The 20,903-nt window shown below is 70.9% G+C and carries 23 protein-coding genes; 12 read left to right on the plus strand and 11 right to left on the minus strand.

Going from position 1 to position 20,903, the window contains the following annotated elements; genetic code table 11:
- Positions 1-22 precede the first annotated feature (22 nt).
- Positions 23-769 (minus strand): peroxide stress protein YaaA, encoded by a 747-nt coding sequence (yaaA, locus tag ACERZO_RS38035; protein ID WP_372670792.1) that lies wholly within the window; start codon positions 767-769, stop codon positions 23-25.
- A gap of 55 nt (positions 770-824) precedes the next feature.
- Here yaaA and ACERZO_RS38040 point away from each other — a divergent pair, with 55 nt between their 5' ends.
- The 3 genes from ACERZO_RS38040 (at position 825) to ACERZO_RS38050 (ending at position 2,915) form a co-directional block, all read left to right on the plus strand.
- Complete coding sequence (locus ACERZO_RS38040; RefSeq protein WP_372670794.1) at positions 825-1,778, plus strand: GNAT family N-acetyltransferase; 954 nt, start codon at positions 825-827, stop codon at positions 1,776-1,778.
- Positions 1,779-1,843: 65 nt separating this feature from the next.
- Positions 1,844-2,677 (plus strand): helix-turn-helix domain-containing protein, encoded by an 834-nt coding sequence (locus tag ACERZO_RS38045; RefSeq protein ID WP_372670795.1) that lies wholly within the window; start codon positions 1,844-1,846, stop codon positions 2,675-2,677.
- 25 nt (positions 2,678-2,702) lie between these two features.
- Positions 2,703-2,915 carry a DUF397 domain-containing protein gene (locus ACERZO_RS38050; RefSeq protein ID WP_372670908.1) on the plus strand — a complete coding sequence of 71 codons (213 nt, stop codon included), beginning with the start codon at positions 2,703-2,705 and terminating at the stop codon, positions 2,913-2,915.
- On the opposite strand, the gene ACERZO_RS38055 is transcribed toward ACERZO_RS38050, so the two are convergent.
- Both ACERZO_RS38055 and ACERZO_RS38060 read right to left on the minus strand, forming a co-directional pair.
- Positions 2,896-3,792 carry a 2-hydroxyacid dehydrogenase gene (locus tag ACERZO_RS38055; protein ID WP_372670797.1) on the minus strand — a complete coding sequence of 299 codons (897 nt, stop codon included), beginning with the start codon at positions 3,790-3,792 and terminating at the stop codon, positions 2,896-2,898. The two genes, ACERZO_RS38050 and ACERZO_RS38055, sit on opposite strands and share 20 nt — an antisense overlap.
- Positions 3,793-3,812: 20 nt before the next feature.
- Complete coding sequence (locus tag ACERZO_RS38060) at positions 3,813-4,157, minus strand: VOC family protein (RefSeq protein WP_372670799.1); 345 nt, start codon at positions 4,155-4,157, stop codon at positions 3,813-3,815.
- A gap of 123 nt (positions 4,158-4,280) precedes the next feature.
- Here ACERZO_RS38060 and ACERZO_RS38065 point away from each other — a divergent pair, with 123 nt between their 5' ends.
- From ACERZO_RS38065 to ACERZO_RS38075, 3 genes are read left to right on the plus strand one after another with little or no spacing between them, the layout of a single operon-like run.
- Positions 4,281-6,029 carry a proline--tRNA ligase gene (locus ACERZO_RS38065; protein WP_372670800.1) on the plus strand — a complete coding sequence of 583 codons (1,749 nt, stop codon included), beginning with the start codon at positions 4,281-4,283 and terminating at the stop codon, positions 6,027-6,029.
- Positions 6,029-6,883 carry a hypothetical protein gene (locus tag ACERZO_RS38070; RefSeq protein WP_372670802.1) on the plus strand — a complete coding sequence of 285 codons (855 nt, stop codon included), beginning with the start codon at positions 6,029-6,031 and terminating at the stop codon, positions 6,881-6,883. The genes ACERZO_RS38065 and ACERZO_RS38070 overlap by 1 nt, the downstream gene beginning before the upstream one ends.
- A 28-nt stretch (positions 6,884-6,911) precedes the next feature.
- Positions 6,912-7,589, plus strand: coding sequence for a hypothetical protein (locus ACERZO_RS38075; RefSeq protein ID WP_372670804.1), 678 nt, complete (start codon positions 6,912-6,914; stop codon positions 7,587-7,589).
- On the opposite strand, the gene ACERZO_RS38080 is transcribed toward ACERZO_RS38075, so the two are convergent.
- Together ACERZO_RS38080 and ACERZO_RS38085 are read right to left on the minus strand one after the other, a co-directional pair.
- On the minus strand, positions 7,567-9,684 hold the full coding sequence (locus tag ACERZO_RS38080; protein WP_372670806.1) for a bifunctional lysylphosphatidylglycerol flippase/synthetase MprF: 2,118 nt from the start codon (positions 9,682-9,684) through the stop codon (positions 7,567-7,569). The two genes, ACERZO_RS38075 and ACERZO_RS38080, sit on opposite strands and share 23 nt — an antisense overlap.
- Before the next feature lie 112 nt (positions 9,685-9,796).
- A complete protein-coding gene (locus ACERZO_RS38085) occupies positions 9,797-10,492 on the minus strand; it encodes a haloacid dehalogenase-like hydrolase (protein WP_372670808.1) in 696 nt (231 codons plus the stop codon).
- 104 nt (positions 10,493-10,596) lie between these two features.
- Between ACERZO_RS38085 and ACERZO_RS38090 the strand changes: the two genes are divergently transcribed.
- Positions 10,597-11,565, plus strand: a complete 969-nt coding sequence (locus tag ACERZO_RS38090) for an ABC transporter permease (protein ID WP_372670810.1) — start codon at positions 10,597-10,599, stop codon at positions 11,563-11,565.
- Here ACERZO_RS38090 and ACERZO_RS38095 read toward each other — a convergent pair.
- From ACERZO_RS38095 to ACERZO_RS38120, 6 genes are all read right to left on the minus strand, one after another.
- Positions 11,503-11,913 carry a secondary thiamine-phosphate synthase enzyme YjbQ gene (locus ACERZO_RS38095; RefSeq protein ID WP_372670812.1) on the minus strand — a complete coding sequence of 137 codons (411 nt, stop codon included), beginning with the start codon at positions 11,911-11,913 and terminating at the stop codon, positions 11,503-11,505. The two genes, ACERZO_RS38090 and ACERZO_RS38095, sit on opposite strands and share 63 nt — an antisense overlap.
- A gap of 16 nt (positions 11,914-11,929) precedes the next feature.
- Positions 11,930-12,574 carry a response regulator gene (locus ACERZO_RS38100; RefSeq protein WP_372670814.1) on the minus strand — a complete coding sequence of 215 codons (645 nt, stop codon included), beginning with the start codon at positions 12,572-12,574 and terminating at the stop codon, positions 11,930-11,932.
- Positions 12,575-12,583: 9 nt separating this feature from the next.
- Positions 12,584-13,876: a sensor histidine kinase gene (locus tag ACERZO_RS38105; protein ID WP_372670816.1), complete on the minus strand. Its 1,293-nt coding sequence runs from the start codon at positions 13,874-13,876 to the stop codon at positions 12,584-12,586.
- Positions 13,877-14,091: 215 nt separating this feature from the next.
- On the minus strand, positions 14,092-14,292 hold the full coding sequence (locus ACERZO_RS38110) for a hypothetical protein (protein ID WP_086680004.1): 201 nt from the start codon (positions 14,290-14,292) through the stop codon (positions 14,092-14,094).
- Between the two features lie 7 nt (positions 14,293-14,299).
- The gene (locus ACERZO_RS38115) at positions 14,300-15,406 is read right to left on the minus strand and encodes a fatty acid desaturase family protein (protein ID WP_372670818.1); all 1,107 of its coding nucleotides are present in this window, start codon (positions 15,404-15,406) and stop codon (positions 14,300-14,302) included.
- A 10-nt stretch (positions 15,407-15,416) separates the two neighbouring features.
- Positions 15,417-16,484 (minus strand): ferredoxin reductase, encoded by a 1,068-nt coding sequence (locus tag ACERZO_RS38120; RefSeq protein ID WP_372670820.1) that lies wholly within the window; start codon positions 16,482-16,484, stop codon positions 15,417-15,419.
- Positions 16,485-16,575: 91 nt separating this feature from the next.
- Here ACERZO_RS38120 and ACERZO_RS38125 point away from each other — a divergent pair, with 91 nt between their 5' ends.
- The 5 genes from ACERZO_RS38125 to ACERZO_RS38145 all read left to right on the plus strand — a co-directional run bounded on the left by ACERZO_RS38125 (position 16,576) and on the right by ACERZO_RS38145 (position 20,895).
- On the plus strand, positions 16,576-17,238 hold the full coding sequence (locus ACERZO_RS38125) for a TetR family transcriptional regulator (RefSeq protein WP_372670821.1): 663 nt from the start codon (positions 16,576-16,578) through the stop codon (positions 17,236-17,238).
- Positions 17,239-17,361: 123 nt separating this feature from the next.
- The gene (locus tag ACERZO_RS38130) at positions 17,362-18,474 is read left to right on the plus strand and encodes a Re/Si-specific NAD(P)(+) transhydrogenase subunit alpha (protein WP_372670823.1); all 1,113 of its coding nucleotides are present in this window, start codon (positions 17,362-17,364) and stop codon (positions 18,472-18,474) included.
- Positions 18,471-18,782, plus strand: a complete 312-nt coding sequence (locus ACERZO_RS38135; protein ID WP_329050201.1) for an NAD(P) transhydrogenase subunit alpha — start codon at positions 18,471-18,473, stop codon at positions 18,780-18,782. Before ACERZO_RS38130 ends, ACERZO_RS38135 begins: the two co-directional genes overlap by 4 nt.
- Positions 18,779-20,167 (plus strand): NAD(P)(+) transhydrogenase (Re/Si-specific) subunit beta, encoded by a 1,389-nt coding sequence (locus ACERZO_RS38140; protein WP_372670825.1) that lies wholly within the window; start codon positions 18,779-18,781, stop codon positions 20,165-20,167. The genes ACERZO_RS38135 and ACERZO_RS38140 overlap by 4 nt, the downstream gene beginning before the upstream one ends.
- Positions 20,164-20,895, plus strand: a complete 732-nt coding sequence (locus tag ACERZO_RS38145) for a lipoate--protein ligase family protein (RefSeq protein ID WP_372670827.1) — start codon at positions 20,164-20,166, stop codon at positions 20,893-20,895. The genes ACERZO_RS38140 and ACERZO_RS38145 overlap by 4 nt, the downstream gene beginning before the upstream one ends.
- The last annotated feature ends 8 nt before the right edge of the window (positions 20,896-20,903 follow it).

Consider the following 20,903-nt stretch of genomic DNA (forward strand, 5'->3'; position numbering starts at 1 on the left):
AGGTCGGTCGCGGTCGGGGGCGTCAGCCGTCCGTGACCAGCTCCAGCGCGTGGTCGCCGGTGCGCTCGACCGTCATGCCCGCCTTGGCTATCACCTTGACCAGATGGTCCACTGTGGACGGTTCCGCTCGCGTCTCCGCCAGCGCCCGCGCCAGGCGGCCCTTGTACGCCTTGTTGAAGTGGCTGACCGTCACGCGCTCGCCACGGGCGTTCTCCGTCACCACGCGGACCGTCACCGCGTCCGGGCGCAGCTTCGCGAACGCCGAGTACGTGCCCGAGCGCAAGTCCACCACCAGGCCCTCGACCTGCTGCAACACCGGCTCCAGGACCGGCTTCCAGTGCCCGCGGATCGTCCCGACCGAAGGCAGCGAGTTTCCACCCGAAAGCCGGTACGCCGGGATCAGGTCGGTCGCCGACACCACGCCGAACAGCGATGACGTCACCGCCAGCCGCCGGTGCGCCTTCTCCAGGCCCGCCTTCGTGAAGCTCTTCACGTCGAGCGCGTCGTACAGGACGCCCGTGTAGCGGCGCAGCGCCGGCATCGTCGGCGACGTCCACAGCTCCGCGTTGCGCGTCACCTCGCCGGCCTGACGTTCGGTGATGCCCAAGGCCGCGATGCTCGCCGGGACGTCGGCGGCCAGCTCGGCGAGCGCGTCGGCGAGCTTCGCGCGCGCCGGGTTCAGCTCGGGGAACGACAGCTTGCCTAGGTCGAGCGGGCCGCCGCGGCCGCCGTCGGCCTTGGTCTCAGAAGGGGGGAGGAGCACCAGCACACTCGGAGCCTAAATCGGGGTGCGTGACCGCCGCCGTGCGGCCTAGCCTCCGGGCATGGACCTCACCTGGCGCCCGCTGACCCTCGACGACGTCCCCGCGCTCACCCGCCTGTACGCCGCCGCCGAGGAGATCGACCGGACGGGTGACCACTTCAGCGACGAAGACCTCCGAGACGAGCTGGTCGCGCCCAACGTCGACCTGCCCCGCGCCACCCTTGGCGCGTTCGCAGGCGACACCCTCGTCGGCTACGGCCTGATCCGCCGTCGCGACGCCGCGAACCCGGTGCACATGATCCGGCTGCAGTCGGTCGTGCACCCGGATCACCGGACCGACGCCGTCGGGACTCACCTGGTCGAGTGGTTGACGCGGACGAGCCGCGAGGTTCACGAGCGTGCCTTCCCAGGCGCGCCGATGGAGCTGCACCACGGCCAGCACCAGAACGAGCAGTGGATCGCCGGCGTCCTCGCCGACGCGGGCTTCACGCACCAGCGGACGATGGTCAACATGCGCGTCGGCCTCGCCGACCTGCCGCCGCAGCCGCCGTTCCCGGACGGCGTCACGGCGGTGCCCTTCGACTTCAAGTACGACCTCGCGGCGCTCGACGCCCGCAACGACGCCTTCGCCGGCCACTGGGGCAGCACCGTCTACGGGCCGGACGCCTGGCACCACCTGGTCACCGGCTCGAAGGACTTCCGCCCGGACCTGTCGTTCCTCGTCCTCGACGACGACAAGGTCCTGGCGTTCGTGCTGAGCCACTTCTACGAGTCCGAAGCCGCGGCGACGGGCATCCGCGAGCACTACGCCACCTGGGTGGGAACGCGCGAGGTGCTGCGCGGCCGCGGCGTGGCGTCGGGGCTGCTCGGGCACACGCTTCTGGCGGCGAAGGCGGCGGGGTTCGACCGGTCGGCCCTGAACGTCGACGTCGACAACGCGCACCGCGCCCTGGGCGTTTACGAACGGTGCGGATTCCGCGTCGACGACGAATGGCACGTGTACGTGCTGTCCTGAACTGTCCGGGAAATGGGACGCCCCACCGCCGATCGGGGAATGGACGCTGTTCGTACCATCGCCCTATGAAGCCGAATTCCGCTTCCCCGGGTGCGAGAGCATTGGCCGCGTCGCTGCGGGAATTGCGCATGGCGCGGGGCAAAGGTCTGCGCGAACTGGCCCGGATGGTGCGGATTCTCCCGCAGTTGCTGTCGGCGTGGGAAAAGGGGCAGCGGGTGGCGTCCCCGGAGGACGTGGCCCGGCTGCTGGGCGCCCTCCGGGTCGACGACGCCACGTACGACCGCATGATGCGCCTGGCCAGGCGCGCCAAGGACGACAACTGGCTCGATTCCAACCCGTCGGACTTACCGCCCGCGCTGATCGGCATCGTCGAGTACGAGCGCACCGCCACCTGCATCACGAATTGGGATCTCGCTATCGTGCCGGGTCTTCTGCAGACCGCGGACTACGCGCGGGCGGTCTTGAGCAATTCGGAGATCGACCTGCAGCAGGCCGATGCGAGGTTGGTTGCTCGGCTGAACCGGCAGCGGATTCTCGACAAACCCGACCCGGTCCGGCTTGTCGCGCTGGTGGGCGAAATGGCGATCCGCGAGGCGATCGATAGTGCCGACGTGATGTCAGATCAGATGGATCACTTGCTCGGTATGATGCAGCGGCCGAACATTTCGCTGCGGATCGTTCCGGCGAACATCGGTTACCACCCCGGATTGATCGGGTCGTTCATCCTCTACGAGTTCGCCGATTTGCCGCCGATCGTGCACCTGGAGAACTCGCACGCCACCGCATTCCTTCACGAGGATGATGTGGTGGGCAGCTACCGGAAACAGGCTAAGATCTTGACTGGCAAGGCACTGAGTGAAGACGACACCCGAGGCCTGCTTCGGGAGGTCGCGCGATAGCCCGGGAGGCCTCGGCGTGAACGACATGGTCTGGCGCAAGTCGAGTTACAGCGGTGGCCAGTCGAACTGCGTTGAAGTCGGGTGGCGCAAGGCGAGCTTCAGCGGTGGCCAGTCCGACTGTGTCGAGGTGCGCCTTGACCGCGCCGTCGGTATTCGGGACACGAAGGCTCGCGAGCAGGGGCAACTGACCGTCACCCCTGCCGCGTGGAGGGCCGTCCTCAGGTCTCTACGAGGTTGAGCAGCTCCTCACCCGCCACGTACCGCCGCACCTGCTCCGCCGCCAGCTTCTTCGCGCGCGGGTAAAACGACGCCGACCCGCCGGCGATGTGCGGGGTGATGACCACCCCTGGCACCGTCCACAGTGGATGGTCGGTGGGCAGTGGCTCCGGATCGACGACGTCCAGGCCCGCGCGCAACCGTCCGGACCGGGTCTCGGCCAGGAGGGCGTCCGTGTCCACCGCCGTGCCGCGGCCGACGTTCACCACCAGCGCGTCGTCCGGCAGTGCCGCGAGGGCCTTCGCGTCGAACAACCCGCGCGTCGCCGGGGTGTCCGGGAGGATCAGCACCACGATGTCGGCGTCCGGCAGCAGCCGGGGCAGCTCGTCGACGCCGTGAACGCCCGGACGCGCGTGGCTCGCCACCCGCGTCACCACGGCCTCCGCCGCCACGAGCTGGCGCTCGATGGCCTGCCCGATCGAGCCGTACCCGACCAGGAGCACCTGGCTGTCGGCCAGCGACCGCGTGTGCTCGCGCGTCCATTCGCCCCGCGTCTGCTGTGCGAACCAGCGCGGCAGGTCCCGCTGCGCCGCGTGGATCAGCGCGAGCGCGTGCTCCGCCACGCTCAGGTCGTGCAAGCCCCTCCCGTTCGCCAGCCGGACGCCGTCGGGCAGCAACGGGACGAGCGCCTCGACGCCGGCCGACAGCGATTGCACCACGCGCAACGCCGGCAGCTCCTTGATCAGCTTCGGCGGCTCGGGCCCGCGGTCGTAGGGCAGCACGTAGAACTCGACGCCGTCCAGCCCGTCCGGCGGCGCCGAGACGCCGTCGTAGTAGGCGGCCTCGACCTCCTCTGGCACGTCGATGTCGGTCCACGGCAGCAGTACGCGAGCGCTCATGCCGCCTTTCTACCGCCGGGCTACCCCGAGACGCAGAACTCGTTGCCCTCCGGATCGGTCAGCACCGTCCACGCCAGCCCCGGCACCGAATGCTCCGCGACCTCCTTCGCACCCAGCCCGACCAGCCGTTTCACCTCCGCCCCGCGATCATCGCCGCCGAAGTCGACGTGCACTCTGTTCTTGCCCGCGCGGGGCTCCGGCACCCGTTGCAGCCCCAGCGGCAGCCCGCCCTCGGGCGGCGCGAGCACCAGGAACTCGCCGCCGTAGTCCTGGGCGACCGTGGTGCCCAGCGCCGCCGTCCAGAACTCCGCCAGACCGCGCGGGTCCGCGCAGTCGATCGTGATCATGCCCATGTGGATCGCCATGCCCCGAAGCTAGCGGTGACCACCGACAAAAACGGGCCGCCGAGTAACCCGTTGGAGTCACGGCCGGGGGAGTGACTACCCTGAGCGGGACTTTCACACCCGCCCGGAGCAGGGAGCCCCGCAGTGATCACCAGGACTTCGTCGTTGTTCCTTCGCACCTTGCGCGAGGACCCGGCGGACGCCGAGGTACCGAGCCACCGGCTCCTGGTACGCGCCGGCTACGTCCGCCGGGTCGCCCCGGGCGGGTACTCGTGGCTGCCGCTGGGCCTGCGCGTGCTGCGCCGCATCGAGAACGTCGTGCGCGACGAGATGAACAAGATCGGCGCGCAGGAGATCCAGTTCCCCGCGCTGCTGCCGAAGGAGCCCTACGACGCCACCGGCCGCTGGACGGAGTACGGCGACAGCCTCTTCCGCCTCAAGGACCGCAAGGGCGCCGACTACCTCCTCGGCCCGACGCACGAAGAGCTCTTCACGCTCACGGTGAAGGGCGAGTACAGCTCGTACCGCGACTACCCGGTCACGCTGTACCAGATCCAGACCAAGTACCGCGACGAAGCGCGCCCCCGCGCCGGCATCCTGCGCGGCCGCGAGTTCGTCATGAAGGACTCCTACTCCTTCGACCTCGATGACGAGGGCCTGGAGCGCTCCTACCAGGCCCACCGCGACGCGTACACGAAGCTGTTCGACCGCCTCGGCCTCGAGTACGTCGTCGTGAAGGCGACGTCGGGCGCGATGGGCGGGTCGGCGTCCGAGGAGTTCCTCGCGGTCGCCGAAACGGGCGAAGACACCTACGTCCGGAGCACCGAGTCGGGCTACGCGGCGAACGTCGAAGCCGTCGTCACGCCCGCGCCGCCCGCGCAGCCCATCGAGGGCCGCCCCGAAGCACAGGTGCACCACACGCCGAACACGCCGACCATCGAGACGCTGGTCAACTTCCTCAACGACGCGAACCTGGGCCGCACGTTCACCGCGGCCGACACGCTGAAGAACGTCATGCTCAAGACGCGTCAGCCGGGCGCGAAGGAGTGGGACCTGGTCTGCGTCGCGGTCCCGGGTGACCGCGAAGTGGACATGAAGCGCCTCGAAGCGTCGCTGGAGCCCGCCGAGGTCGCGCTGCTCGAAGAGGCCGACTTCGCGAAGAACCCGTTCCTGGTCAAGGGCTACATCGGCCCGAAGGCGCTGCAGGACAACGGCGTGCGCTACCTCGCCGACCCCCGGATCGTCCCCGGCACCGCCTGGGTCACCGGGGCCGACAAGGTCGACCACCACGTCGTCGACCTGCTGGCCGGCCGCGACTTCACCCCGGACGGCACGATCGAGGCCGCCGAGGTCCGCGAGGGCGACGCGTCGCCGGACGGCCAGGGCACCCTGGTCGCCGCGCGCGGCATCGAGATCGGGCACATCTTCCAGCTCGGCCGCAAGTACGCGGACGCGTTCGAGCTCGACGCGCTCGGCCCCGACTCCAAGCCGATCCGGATCACGATGGGTTCGTACGGCGTCGGCGTCTCGCGGCTGGTCGGCGTCCTCGCCGAGCAGAACCACGACGACCTCGGCCTGATCTGGCCGCGCGAGGTGTCGCCGTTCGACGTGCACATCGTCATCGCGGGCAAGGACGAGGCCGTCGCGGCGGGCGCCGAGAAGATCGCCGCGGAGCTGGACGCGGCGGGCATCGAGGTCATCCTCGACGACCGCAAGGCCACCCCCGGCGTCAAGTTCGCCGACGCCGAGCTGGTCGGCGTCCCGACCATCCTGGTGGTCGGGCGCGGCCTGGCCAACGGCGTCGTCGAGGTGAAGGACCGGCGGTCGGGCGAGCGCGAGGAGATCGCGGTCGACGCCGTCGTCGAGCACCTGGTCAAACTCGTCCGCTCCTGATGACCCGACGCCCGGACGACCCGACGCCGGGATACGAGGACAACGCGGCGCTCCGCGGGTTCGGCGGCTACGAACCCGCGGACGCGCCGCGTGCGCGACCGAAACGGATCCGCCCCGCCGCGAAGCCGCTGAAGTGGCGGCGGGCGCCGTGGTTCGGGCTGGTGTTCATCGCGTTGGTCGCGGGCGTGCTGAACGCGCTGGGCGTCGGCAAGGCGCGCCCGGCGGCGTCGACGCCACCCGCGCCGTTGGTCGTGACGCCTTCGCCGCGGGTGACAGTGCCTGCTTCGACGAGCGGCTGGCAGTCGGTCGCGGCCCGGGACGGTTCGTACGCCTACGACGTCCCGCCGAACTGGGAACCGGCCCCGACGACGCAACACGGCTGGGACGAGCCGTCGATCCGGCTAATCACCAGCGCGTTCCTGGGCAAGGACTTCTGCGCCCACGACACCCTCGGCGGCGCGGGCGTCACCACCGAACCCGTCGCTGATCCTGAGGCGGCGGCGAGCAAGGCTGCGACAGACCTGGCGAAGGGCGCGTACGGCGGGACGTCCCAGGTGAGTCCGGGTACGGATGTCCAGCTCACGAAGGCCGACGGCACCAAGGCCCCGGCCCGGCTGGTCGTCGCCGACGTGGTTCCGGTGGCAACGGGCGAGTGCGCGGCGAAGCACGCGTTGGTGGTGGCGATGGGCTTCGGGACCGGATCGGGCGCGTCCGGCGTGGTGGTGGCGTACGCGGACAGCGACCGTTCGGGGCCGACGATCCGCGAGGACCTCGTCAAGATCGTGGAGAGCTACCGGTTCGTCCCGGCGGCCGACCGGGGCACGACCACCCCGCCGCCGACCACCTACCGCTGACCGCGGAACTTCGGCAGGCTGTGGTGCCATGACCGGTGATGCGGACAGACGGCTGGACCGGATCCGGACCGGCGCGTTCGGGGTGCTGGCCGTCGGCGGGTTCCTGCTCCTCTTCGGGCCCCTGCTGGCGAAAGCGTGGATCTGGCTCGTCGAACCGCGGAATCCGGACTGGTGGGCCGCCGGTGGGCAGTGGGTCGGCGGAGTCGGCACGATCGGCGCTGTCGTCGTCGCGCTGTGGATCGCCATCCGGGACAACCGCGTGGCGCGCGCGGACCGCGTCAAACGGGACCAGCGGGAACGCCAGGAGCAGGCCGCCAAGGTCACCGCCTGGATCGAAACCACCGAGGCCGGCGGCGTCGACATGATCGTCTCCAACGCGAACGCCGAGGCCGTCAACCACGTCGTCGTCTCGTTCGATCTCGTGCAGCACCTGCCGATGACCGGGTCCACGCTGCACCGCGGGCCGGTCATCGAGGACGACGAGTACCTCTACGCGATCCTGCCGCCCGGAAAGTGGCGGATGCCGATCCGCGAAGGGTGGCAGCGCCCGGACATGACGCCCGGGGTGATGCTCGCCTTCACCGATTCGCGGAACGGCCACTGGCTCCGGCTGACCGACGGCAGGCTGATCGAGAAGGACCAGAACGTCGTCAGCCGCCGGAAGATCCGGTTCCCGCAGCGGATCAGCGTGCCCGAGAGCTACTGACCAGCTTCGCCAGCTCCCGCAGCCGGACGTCCGGCAGGTACGCCCGGCCCAGCGCCAGCCCGATCCGCGGCAGGTCGGCCACATCCCGGTAGGCCAGGTACAACGGCACCCGCCGCGGCTGGAACTTCGCTTTGAACGCGTGCAGCGACCGGAAACCGTAGTACGGCTCCATGACCCGGCCCAGCGACTCCAGCGCCCGGTCCAGCGGGCACGCCGGAGAAGCGCTGCGCGCCAAGGGTGCTCCCGACAGTGACACGAACCGCGCGCCCTCCGCGCGGAACGCCACGCACGCCGACGCGATCAGGAACTCCATCACCGGCCGGAATCCGTGGGCGCTGCGGCGCATGACGTCCAGCGTCCAGCCGCCGACCTGGCCCGCGCCGGTGTACACCGGCAGCCACGACGTCACGCCGTGGACCGTGCCCTCGGCGTCCACCGCCAGGCCGACCCGCGTCGCCGGGTCCATCGCCTCGTCGAGCCCGCCGAGGGTGAAGCCCATCTCCGGCATGCCCTTGTCCGACATCCACTCTTCCGACAGCGCGCGGACCTGGGCCAGGATCGGCTCGGGCTGGTCGGCCAAGCGGACCAGCCGGAACTCGATGTCCTGCTTGCCGGCCTTGTTCAGCGCCGACCGGACGTCCTGCCACGCCTTGCCGCGGAACTCCAGGCCCTCCAGGTCGAGCACGTTGTCCTCGGCGACCTGGACGTGCTGCCAGCCCAGTTCGCGCGTGGCCGCGACCGTCTCCTCCGTCGCGGAGAACACGCACGGCACCAGGCCGGTGTCCTCGCACATCGAGGCGAACTCGGTGACGGTGGCGGCCGCCGTGCCGTCCGGCGCGATCGGGTCGCCGAGCGCGACGGCGACACCCGCGTGCTTGCGGTAGGCGAGGTAGGACCGGCCGTCCTCGCGGACGAAGTACGTGTTGCGCGGCCAGGTCGTCATCCACGACAGCGTGCTGCCGCCGTGCCGGTCGAGCAGCGTGCGAGCCAGCGCCGGCCCGGGACCTTGGGCGTGGCGACGCAGCCGTCGCCGGGACGGGACGCGGAAAGCGTGCTGCGCGGCGATCAGCACGCCCAGCTCGACTGTCCACAAAAGATTGTCCACGAAGAACAGCGGCAGGCCGGTGGTGTCGTACTCCGACCCGAAGACCTCGGCCAGCCCGTAGACCGTGGCCGCGGCGAGCCCCTGCACGGTGACGAACACCGACAGCGCGACCGCCCAGCGCCACGCGACGCGGCCGCCCTTGCGCAGCCCGTTGAGCATCGGCACCACGACCAGCACGAGGAGCGCGAGCTCCGGCGCCGACAGCGAAACCCCTTCGTCGGAGCCGAACGGGCCGTCGCCGGGGACCAGGAACATGACGATCTCGGCGATGGTGAGCAGCAGCAGGCCGGCGACGGTCAGCAGCCGCCATTCCCGCGCGGTCGGGCCCGCCGACGGCACCCGGCGGGAGCCGACGAGCCGGTTGCCGAGCGGGATCGCCAGCAGTAGCGCGAAGAAGTGGACGAGGTCGGCCAGCGTGCCGACGTAGACGATCGCGACCCCGGCGTATACGCAGAGCCCGGCGCGCAGCCGCAGCGCCCACGGCGGCCGCAGCGTCGCGCTGGCGACGGCGACCGCGGCGAGCGCGCCGCCGGAGAACCCGACGTCGAGGCTGCCGCCCATGCGTTCGGCCCACAGCCAGCCGGAATTGCGGCACAGCGCGAGGAACTGCGTCGCGACGAGCACCGAGACGAACTGGCCGCCGATGGTCACGGCCATCGCGCGCCGCGTTCCCAGCTGCCACTCGGCGAAGCCGGCGAAGAGCGCGAAGCTGCCGACCATCGGGAGGTAGAACCACGGGACGACGGCGAAGAACGGCCCGGTGAGCATCGTCCACCACCGGCCCGCCTCCAGCGACGGCAGCCCGTAGGCGATGAACGGGTAGGCCGCGCGGTCCTCGGCGGCGTTCCACAACGCCCCGGTCGCGACGGCCAGCACGAGCATGGCGAGCACGACGGTGCTCGTGAACGGCAGACGCTGTCTGAGCACCGCGGCCACGCCCCGGATGCGTCCCCCTCCGGCGGTCACGGCCGCCGACGCTGCTTCAGTCATGCGGGACAGCATGGCGAGTGCCCGCCCCTACCCACATCGGGCAAACGAAGGAGATTGACCCCTAAGGGGTCGTCCCTTCGAATGAGGGTTGACCCCCTCTGAAGGACGACACTCAGCCGAAAACGGCCGTCCGGACGGCGTCGGTGTCGGCCAGGTCCGGCAGCACGGTGTGGGCGCCGGCCGCCCGCAGTTCCTCCGCGGTGTAGTGCCCGGTCGCCACCGCGACCGAAACCGCGCCGTGGTGCAGCGCGGCTTCGACGTCGTTCGGGGTGTCGCCGATGACGACCACCGCGCCGGCCGCGAACTCCGTGCCGTGCTTGGCGGCGGCGAGCGCCACCGCGTGCGGTACGAGGTCGGGCCGGTGCGCCGACAGCGTGCCGTAGCCGCCGATGTCGAGGTCGAGGTGCTCGTGCAGGCCGAACGCGGCGAGCTTGTGCCGCGAGATCTCCGGCAGGTTGCCGGTGACGAGCGACTGGACGACGCCGTCGTGCCCGGCGAACGCCTTCAGCGCTTCGGCGGCACCCGGCAGCGCGCGGCCGGACGTCGGCAGGTGCTCGACGGCGCGTTCGGACTCCGCGATCAGCGCCAGCCAGAGCGCCTGGAGCAGCTCCTCGGTCGGTTCGAGGCCGTGCGCGGTGAGCAGGTCGGTGCTGATCGCCCGCTCGGTGCGGCCGCCGAAGTCGGGGTAGGAGACCAGCTCGGTCCCGGTCGTCGCGGCGAGCGCCGCCGCGTACCAGGCGGAACCGAGGCCGGTGAAGTCCACCAGCGTGTGGTCGATGTCCCAGAGCACCAGCCGTGTCTTCGTCACGCTGCCGAGGCTACCGGTGACACTATTCAACACGCGTTGACTTTCTCGGGACGTGGTCGTACCTTGGCTATCAATTCAACAAGCGACGAATAACTGGAGCCGGCATGACTCGTCTTGTATCCCTCGCGGCCCTGGCCGGCGCGCTGGTGGCCGTGGTGCTCGGGTTCCTCACCTTCGGCGCGCAGGCCACCGCCGCGCCCGACGGCGTCCCGGTCGCGGTCGCCGGCCCGCCGGAGCTCGCGCAGCGCATCGCCGCGCACGGCGGCGGGCAGCTCGCCTGGACCGTCACGACCCCGGCCGAGGCCCGCCGGCTGCTGGAGGACAAGAAGGTCTACGGCGTGCTCGAACTCGGCTCGCCCGCGACCGTCGTGACGTCGGGGGCGGTCAACCCGGCCGGCACGCAGGTCGCGCAGCAGGCGCTCACCGCCGGGGCGGCCGCGCTGGGCGGCGCGCCGAAGCAGGAGGTGCTGCACCCGGTGAGCGTCGCGGGCCGGACCGCGCCGCTGGCCGCGTCCGCGCTGGCGTGGATCGGCGCGCTGGTCGCGGGACTCGCGCTGACGCAGCTGGCCAAGCGCACCGGCCGCACGATCGGCGCCGGCGCGCGGTTCCTGCAGGTCGTCGGCGTCGGCGTGCTGGTGACGGCGGTCATAGCGGGGTTCTTCGCGCTCTGGGACTCCGCCCTGCCGCTCGACCCTGGTGTCCTCGGGTTCGTCTTCCTCGCCGCGACGGCGTTCGCGGCCGTGCAAGCGGGCCTGCTGCGCCTGCTGGGCCTGCGCGCGATGGCCGTGCTCGGCCCGCTGTACCTGGTCGCGCCCGCGGTCGCCGGGCAGGTGCCCGAGCTGCTGAACCCGGCCTACCGCACGCTGCTGTGGTCGTGGACGCCGTTCCGCTTCTCGACCGAAGGCCTGCGAAGCCTGCTGCAGGGCGTGCCGGACGCGCCCGACGTCACGATCGGCGTCTGGGTGCTCGGCGCCCTGCTGGTCGCGGGCCTGGTGGTGGTGCTGTGGCCGTCAGCCCGCGAGCAGGCTGAACCGCACCTTGCGGACCGGGTTGTCGAGGTTGGTGTCCACTAGGCAGATCGACTGCCAGGTGCCCAGCGCGAGGACACCGCCGAGCACCGGGATCGTCGCGTAGGGCGGCACCAGCGCGGGGAGCACGTGGTCACGGCCGTGGCCCGGGCTGCCGTGCCGGTGCCGCCAGCGGCCGTCGCGGGGGAGCAGTTCGTCGAGCGCGGTCAGCAGGTCTTCGTCGCTGCCCGCGCCGGTCTCGAGGATCGCCAGGCCGGCGGTGGCGTGCGGGACCCAGACGTGCAGCAGGCCGTCCGCCGCGTCGGCGTCGCGCAGGAACTCCTCGGCCTCGTGGGTGAGGTCGTGGACCACGGCTTCGGTGCCGGTGCGGACTTCGATCTCGGTGGAGTACATGGGTTCCAGCCTAGGCTCACGGTTCCAGGTAGCGCAGCACCGCGAGCACCCGGCGATTGTCCCCTTCGGACGGTGGCAGGCCGAGCTTGCCGAAGATCGACGTCACGTACTTCTCGACGGATCCGGCCGAGAGGAACAGTTTCGCGGCGATCGCGGAGTTCGACCGGCCTTCCGCCATCAGGCCCAGGACTTCGCGCTCCCGCGGGGTCAGGCCGCTGAGCGCGTCGGTCCTGCGCGTCGCCGAGAAGAGCTGGCTGACGACTTCGGGGTCGAGGACCGTCTCGCCGTCGGCGACCCGGCGCAGTGCGTCGAGGAAGTCCGAGACCTCGGCGACGCGGTCCTTGAGCAGGTAGCCGACGCCGCCCGCGCGGTCGGCCAGCAGCTGGGCCGCGTACTTCGTCTCGACGTACTGGGAGAACAGCAGGATCGCGTGGCCCGGGGACTCGCGGCGCAGCGCGATCGCGGCCCGCAGGCCCTCGTCGGTGTGCGTCGGCGGCATCCGGATGTCCACAATGGACACATCGGGGGCGTGCTGTCCGACGGCGGTCCGCAGCGCGTCGGCGTCCTTCACCGCGGCGACGACCTCGTGGCCGCGGAAGGTCAGCAGCTCGACGAGGCCCTGGCGCAGGATGGTGGAGTCCTCCGCGATGACGATCCGCATCCCGCGACCCTAGCGGGGCAGCGGCACCCGCGCGGTCACTTCGGTCGGACCACCCGGCGGGCTCGTGACGGCCAGTTCGCCGTCGACGGTCCGCAGCCGTTCGGCGACTCCGGCCAGCCCGCCGCCCGGGAGGAGCCGGGCGCCGCCGGGGCCGCGGTCGCGCACCCGCAGCCAGAGGACGTCCCGCTCCTCGGTGACCTCGACGTGCGTCGTCCCGCCGTGTTTCGCGGCGTTCGTGAGCAGCTCGGCGGCACTGAAGTAGACGATCGTCTCGAGCGACGGCGGCGGGCGGCGCGCCAGGTCGACGGTGACCCGCGCGTCCATGCCGGACGTCGCGACGAGGGTGGCGAGGGCGACGTCGAGCCCGGCGTCGAGGGCGGCGGGGTGGATGCCGCGGGCGAGGTCGCGCAGCTCCGTGAGGGCTTGCTTGGCGTTCGCGTGGGCGGCGGTGACCAGCTGTTCGACCTGAGGCAGGCCGGCGTGCTCGAGTTCGTCCTTGGCCAGCCCGAGCTTCATCGCGAGCGCGACGAGCTGGGCTTGGGCGCCGTCGTGCAGGTCGCGTTCGATGCGCCGCAGCCGCAGCGCGGCGTCTTCGACGGCGGTGGCGCGGCTGGCTTCGAGGTCGCGGACGCGTTCGGACAGCTCCCGCGTGCCGAGCAGGCCGACCACCAGCAGCCGGTCGAGCGAGACGAAGGCGTGCGTGACCCAGGGGAGGGCGACGAGCACCAGGAGCCCGGACGCGGACCAGGCGACCGCACCCGGCCAGTGCTCGGCCCGGATTTCGAAGACCGGCAGGACCCGCTCGCCGAGCGGGAACCAGAAGACGGCGAAGGGGGTCGCGGCCACGGCGTAGAGCGTCCCGGCGGTGATCGCGAACAGCCCGGCGAGGGTGAGGGGCAGGCGCAGGAGCAGGTAGCCGGCGGCGCGCCAGCCGGCGGGGTCGCCGACGCGGGCCTTGACCCAGGCCCAAAGGCCGGGCTTCAGTTCGGGCCGCCGCGGGGCGGGGACGCTGACGCCGAGGAGGGCGCTGGCGAGACGCCGGTGGGCGGTGCCGAGGCCGCGGGCGTAGAGCACCGCCCCGGCGAGGACCAGGAACCCGAGCAGGACGGGCGTCATCCAGACGCCGAGCGCGAGCACGGTCAGGAAGCTGACCAGGGCGAAGACGGTGAGCGGCGCGGAGAGCCAGAGCCAGAGGTACTCGGCCCAGAAGTCCCGCGCGGCGAGCGGCCCGAAGACGCGGCGCAGGGGGTGGTCGGTGCTGGTCACGGATCCAGTCTGGCTCCGGGGTGGCTCGGTGCCCATCCGGTTTTCCCCCGGTCCCGGCCCGGGAAAAGTGCCCGGCTTGCCTCGGGGCCGCAGGGGCGCCCCCCGTTTTCCACACTACCGGCAGGCACCGACAATTCCGGGCCGCGGCAAGCGCCCCAATGTGGCCTTCGGTGCGTCAGACGCACCGAAGGCCACATTGGGTGCGTCAGACGCAACCAAGGCCACATTGGGGCGCTCGTCGCGACCTCGGGTCAGGGGGTGTCCGGGTCGTCCTCCCGGGCCTTCTGCGCCGCTTCCCGCATCTCGATCACGTCGGTGAGCCAGTCGCCCGTCTCGCGGGCGATGTCGCGGATCGCGCCCGTGATGATCGACGCGATGTTGCCGACGTGCGTCGCCGCTGATTCGGTGATCACCTGCAGGGTGTCCTTCTCGCGCTCGAACTGGCCCACCATGTCACCCTCACGCCGCTCGGAGCTGCCGGTCGGGTTCCACGGTAGCCGGGGACGGCGAGGAGGGCAGGGCCAGCTTCACGATCTTCTTCGCCACCGACCACAGCTGCCGGTGCAGCGGTCCCGTGTTGTACGGCAGCCCGTACTTCTCGCAGATCGCGCGCACCTCGCCGGCGATCTGCGGGTAGCGGCGAGCCGGGATGTCCGGGAACAGGTGGTGCTCGATCTGGTGGGACAGGTTGCCGCTCATGATGTGGAACAGCGGGCCGCCCGTGATGTTCGCCGAGCCCAGGATCTGGCGCAGGTACCACTGGCCCCTCGACTCTGAAGACGTCTCCTCTTCGGTGAAACTCTCGACGTCCGCCGGGAAGTGGCCGCAGAAGATGATCGCGAACGCCCACAGGTTGCGGGTCAGGTTCGCCGTCGCGTTGCCCAGGAACGTCAGCGGCGCGAGCGGGCCGGTAAGCAGCGGGAACAGGACGTAGTCCTTGCCGACCTGCCGGGACGCCTTCCGCACGATCTTCTTCAGCACCGGCACGTTGTCGGCCCAGGTCCGCGAACCCTTGACGACGTTCTCGACCTCGAGGTCGTGCAGCATCACGCCCCACTGGAAGAACAGCGCCAGCAGCGTCGCGTACACCGGGTTGCCCAGGTAGTACGGGTGCCACTTCTGCGCGGTGTCCATCCGCAGGATGCCGTAGCCGACGTCGCGGTCCTTGTCGACGATGTTGGTGTACGTGTGGTGGATGTAGTTGTGCGAGTGCCGCCAGTTCTCGGCCGGCGCCACCGTGTCCCACTCGAAGCGCTGCGAGCTCAGCGCCGGGTCGCGCGTCCAGTCGTACTGGCCGTGCATGACGTTGTGGCCGATCTCCATGTTGTCCAGGATCTTGGCCACCGACAGCGCGCCGACGCCGGCGAGCCACGCGGGTGGGAAGAACCCGGCGAACAGCAGCGCCCGGCCGGCCACCTCCAGGCCGCGCTGGGTCTTGATGACGTTGTGGATGTAGTCGACGTCTTCCTGACCGAGGTCGTCGACGATCCGCTGCCGCAGCGCGTCGAGCTCGCGGCCGAACTCCTCGACCTGTTCCGGGGTCAGGCGGTCCTGCAGACCGGTCATGGCACTCTCCTCACGCGTCGATCTCGACGTCCCCGACGGGGACGGAGATGCAGAGCTGGATTTCTTCGTCTTCGTCGCCGGACACCTCGCCGGTGCGGGCGTTGCGGACGCGCCCGGCGGTCTTGAGCTGGGTGCAGGAGAAGCAGATGCCCATCCGGCAGCCGTGTTCCGGCGACAGGCCCGCTTCCTCGGCCTGCTCCAGCAACGGCTTCCCGGAGTTGGCGCACTCCCGCCCGCTGCGCTTGAAGCGCACCCGGCCTTCGGCCGCGGCCGTGTCGAAGGTCAACGCCGGCGGCGTGAACTCTTCGGTGTGCACGCGTTCACCCAACTCGTCGCGGACCGCGTCCATCAGCGGCTTCGGGCCGCAGACGAACGCCTCCGCGTCGCGGTACCAGGGGGCGACCCGCGCGAGGTGCTCCGGCGCGAAGAAGCCGTTCAGGTCGCCGCCCTTCGAGTGGGTGTAGGCGTGCACGACCCGCAGCCCGGGGTGGCGGGCGGCGAGCTCGGCCAGTTCGGTGCGGTACAGCGCGTCGGCCGGCCCGTTCGAGTACTGCACGAACACGATCTCGCCGGCGTGCCCCTCGGCCACCAGCGTGCGGGCCATCGCGAGCACCGGCGTGATGCCACTGCCGCCCGCGATCAGCAGCACGCGGTCCGGCCGGGCGGCGGGCAGCGTGAACCCACCGTCCGGAGTGGACAGGTTGACCACCGAGCCGACGCCGATCGCGCGGTTCAGGTGCCCCGAGACCAGGCCCTGCTCCTTGACCGTGAACTCCAGTTCGCCGTCGTACTGCGAACCGCACGGCGAATAGCAGCGCGTGCGCCGGACGCCGTCGATCTCCACCTGCACGCGGACGTACTGCCCGGCGGTGAAACCGGGCCACGCGCGGCTGGGCTTGACGGTGAGGGTGACGGTGTCCGGCGTCTGCTTCCGCACCGCCGTGACCAGCCCGCGGATCTCGCGGCGGACCAGCATCGGGTCGACGAGCTCCAGGTAGCGGTCCATGCCGTGCGGTGTCAGCAGCGCCTCGGCCAGCGAAGCGAGACTGCGCACCCGCCGGGGGATGAGCGCCGTCATCCGTCCTCCTCGATTACAGTGAACGACTGTACACTGAATAGTGCACTGCACGAGTGGAGCACCTGTCAACGCGAGACCCCGAGGATGTGACGTGAGCAACGCGGTGGACATCCGTACGCTGGACCCCGTGTCCGAAGACCCGCTAGCGCCGGTGAGCCGGCAGGAGCGCAAGCAGCGCACGCGTCAGGCGTTGCTGGACACCGCCCTCGAGCTGCTGGCCGACCGCCCGTTCGCCACGCTCTCCCTGCGCGAGGTCGCGAAGGGCGCCGGCATCGTCCCGACGGCCTTCTACCGGCACTTCGCCTCGATGGAGGAACTCGGCGTCGCGCTCGTCGAAGAAGCGACGCGCACGCTGCGCGGCATGATGCGCTCGGCGCGCACCGACCCGGACACCTACCAGGGGATGATCAGCGCTTCGGTCGCCACGGTGCACCAATTCGTCCGCGCGCACGAGGACCATTTCCGGTTCCTCACGCGCGAGCGCTACGGCGGGGGCCCGCTCGCCCGCTCCATCGCGGTGGAGCTGAAGATGTTTTCCGGCGACCTCGCGATCGACCTCGCGCGGTTCGCGCCGTTGCGCGCGTGGAGCACCGAAGATCTGCACATGCTGGCCGACTTGATCGTTTCCGCGATGATCACGACGACTGTGGAACTGCTGGAAGCCCGCCCAGGTGAAGACCCGAAAATCACCGGAACGGCGGAAAAACGGCTGCGGTTGATCCTGCTCGGGATCCCGCACTGGAAATCCGCCTGAACGTTTCCCGCACCCCACCCGTATTTCCCGGCACAACCCCCGGACTTGCGACCCAGGTCACTGGGGACTGTCGGTCCGGCGTGGTACAACCCTCGGATCGTGCCTCGCCGATGAGGAGGTCGTGTGGCGGACAGCGAACAGCATCAGCAGCTCACCGTGGGTGTGGTGGCCGAGTCACGCCCCGGGGAGCGCCGGGTGGCCATGGTGCCCAAACTGGTCGGGCGGCTCGCGCAGCGCGGGCTGCGCGTCCTGGTCGAACCGGGCGCCGGGTCCGGTGCGCACCTGAGTGACGACGCGTACACCCAAGCGGGCGCCGAGCTCGGCGACGCCTGGGGCGCGTCGATCGTCGTCAAGGTCAACCCACCGAACCCGGCCGAGGTCGCCAAGCTGAGCCGGGGGTCCGTGCTCATCGGCTTCCTCGACCCGCGCGGCAACCCGGACGGGCTCGCGAAGCTCGAAGAAGCGGGCCTGCGCGCGTTCGCGATGGAGGCGGTCCCGCGGATCTCCCGGGCGCAGGCGATGGACGCGCTGTCGTCGCAGGCCAGCATCGGTGGCTACCGCGCCGTGCTGCTCGCGGCGCAGAAGCTCCCGCGCTTCTTCCCGATGCTCACCACCGCGGCGGGCACCGTCCCGCCGGCGAAGGTGCTGGTGCTCGGCGCCGGCGTCGCCGGCCTGCAGGCGCTGGCCACGGCGAAGCGGCTCGGCGCGCAGACCACCGGCTACGACGTCCGGCCCGAGGTCGCCGAGCAGGTCAAGTCGCTCGGCGCGCAGTTCCTCGACCTCGGCATCGAAGCGGTCGGCGAAGGCGGGTACGCCCGCGAGCTGACCGCGGAGGAGCGCGAGGAGCAGCAGCGGCGGCTCACCGAGGCCATCACGAAGTTCGACGTCGTGATCACCACGGCGCTGGTGCCGGGCCGCAAGGCGCCGACGCTGGTCACCGCGGATGCCGTCAAGGGCATGCCCGCCGGGTCGGTCGTGGTCGACCTGGCCGGCGAAACCGGCGGCAACTGCGAGCTGACCAAGCCGGGCGAGGACGTCGTGGAGCACGACGTCACCATTTCGTCGCCGCTGAACCTGCCCGCCGAAATGCCTTCGCACGCCAGCGAGCTGTACGCGCGCAACGTCACCGAGCTGCTGGAGCTGCTCGTGACGAAGGAAGGCGCGCTGGAGCTGAACTTCGAAGACGAGATCGTCGCCGGTGCCTGCGTGGCCGGGCGCGAAGGGAGTGTCGCGTGAGCCCACTCGTGCAGAACCTCGCGGTGCTCGTGCTCGCCGGGTTCGTCGGCTTCGCCGTCATCTCGAAGGTGCCCAACACCCTGCACACGCCGCTGATGTCCGGCACCAACGCCATCCACGGCATCGTGCTGCTCGGCGGGCTGGTCGTGCTCGGCCTCGGCGTCGACGGCGTCTTCAACAAGATCCTGCTGGTGATCGCGATCGCCTTCGGCACGATCAACGTCGTCGGCGGGTTCCTGGTCACCGACCGGATGCTGTCGATGTTCAAGGGCAAGAAACCCGCTCCGGCCGAGGAGGACGAGAAGTGACCGACTTCATCGCGATCCTCTACATCATCGCGTTCGCCCTCTTCATCTACGGCCTGATGGGCCTGACCGGCCCGCGCACCGCCGTCCGCGGCAACTGGATCGCCGCGGTCGGCATGGGCATCGCCGTCATCGCCACCCTGCTCACCCCCGGGATGGGCAACTGGGTGCTGATCGCGCTCGGCGTCGGGATCGGCGTCGTCGTCGGCGTCCCGTCGGCGCGCAAGGTCAAGATGACCGCGATGCCGCAGATGGTGGCGCTGTTCAACGGCGTCGGCGGCGGCGCGGTCGCGCTCATCGCGTGGGTCGAGTTCAACTCCACCGACGGGTACGCGCACGAGCCGGTCTACATCTCGATCGCGTCGCTGTTCGCCGCGATCATCGGGTCGATCTCGTTCTGGGGCTCGAACGTCGCGTTCGGCAAGCTCCAGGAGCTGATCAGCGGCCGCCCGATCACCATGGGCAAGCTGCAGCAGCCGGTGAACGCGCTGCTCCTGCTGGTCGCGGTCGCCTGCGCGGTGATCATCGTCGCGGGCGGCGACAACGAGCTGCTGATCATCGGCCTGCTCGTCGCGGCGGGCATCCTCGGCCTCACCGTCGTGCTGCCGATCGGCGGCGCGGACATGCCGGTCGTCATCTCGCTGCTCAACGCGTTCACCGGCCTCTCGGCCGCGGCGATGGGTCTCGCGCTGGACAACACGGCGCTGATCGTGGCGGGCATGATCGTCGGCGCGTCCGGTTCGATCCTGACCAACCTGATGGCCAAGGCGATGAACCGGTCCATCCCGGCGATCGTCGCGGGCGGCTTCGGCGGCGGTCCCGCGGTGGCGGCCGGCGGCGGGACGAAGGAAGCCCGGCCAGTGCGCTCGACCAGCGCGGCCGACACGGCGATCCAGATGGCGTACGCCAGCAAGGTCGTCGTGGTGCCCGGGTACGGCATGGCCGTGGCGCAGGCGCAGCACACCGTCCGCGAGATGGCGAAGCTGCTGGAGAAGAAGGGCATCACGGTCGCGTACGCGATCCACCCGGTCGCCGGCCGGATGCCGGGGCACATGAACGTGCTGCTCGCCGAGGCCGACGTGCCGTACGAGCAGCTCAAGGAGATGGACGAGATCAACTCCGAGTTCGCCCAGACCGACGTCGCGCTGGTGATCGGCGCGAACGACGTCACGAACCCGGCCGCGCAGACCGACCCGAGCTCGCCGATCTACGGGATGCCGATCCTCAAGGTCAACGAGAGCCGGTCCGTGATCGTCTTGAAACGCGGGATGGCCTCCGGCTTCGCCGGCATCGACAACGACCTGTTCTACGATCCGAAGACCAGCATGCTCTTCGGGGACGCCAAGTCGTCGGTGGGCGAGATCGTGGAGGAACTCAAGGCGCTATGACGACCGGGTCGGATGTGCGTGCCGCGTTCACCGACCCCGTCGAGAACCTCGCGTTCGACGAAGCGCTCATCCGGGTTGCGCCCGAGTCACCGGTGCTGTGGCTCTGGCGCAACCCGGTTTGCGTCGTGGTGGGGCGCGGCCAGCGGATCGCGCGCGAGGTGCGCGTCGCGGAGTGCGAGCGCGACGGCGTCCCGGTGCTGCGGCGGGCCAGCGGCGGCGGCACCGTGTTCCACGACTCGGGCAACCTGAACGTCACGCTGGTCCTGCCGGGGCCCACCGACCGGCCCCTGGAGACGCTCGGCAAGGTGATGAGCGCCGCCGTCGACCAGCTCGGGCTGGTGCCGCGCCTCGGTGACCGCGGCCTGTTCGTCGACGACGCGAAGCTGTGCGGCTTCGCCGTGTTCCGCACCAAGGGCGGCCTGCTGGCCCACTCGACGCTGCTGGTCGAGACGTCGGCGGCGCTGGTCGGGCGCTACCTGACGAGCGCGCCGCCGGACCCGCGGCCGCTCGACTCCCACCGCAGCCCGGTGGCGTCGCTGGCCGAGCACGGGCTGCGGCCCGGGTTCCCGGCGGTCGAGGCGGCCGTGCGGGCGGCGGCGTCGCAGATCCTCGGGACGCTGGTGCCGCGCCCGCCGTCGGCGGCCGAGCTGGCCCGGCAGCGTGCGCTGCTGCACACGCGGTACCGGTACCCGTCTTGGCACGCGGACGGCGCCCAGCGCGCGGCCTGACCCCAGCG

This window comes from Amycolatopsis kentuckyensis, from assembly GCF_041679295.1.
Taxonomy (GTDB): Bacteria; Actinomycetota; Actinomycetes; order Mycobacteriales; family Pseudonocardiaceae; genus Amycolatopsis; species Amycolatopsis kentuckyensis_A.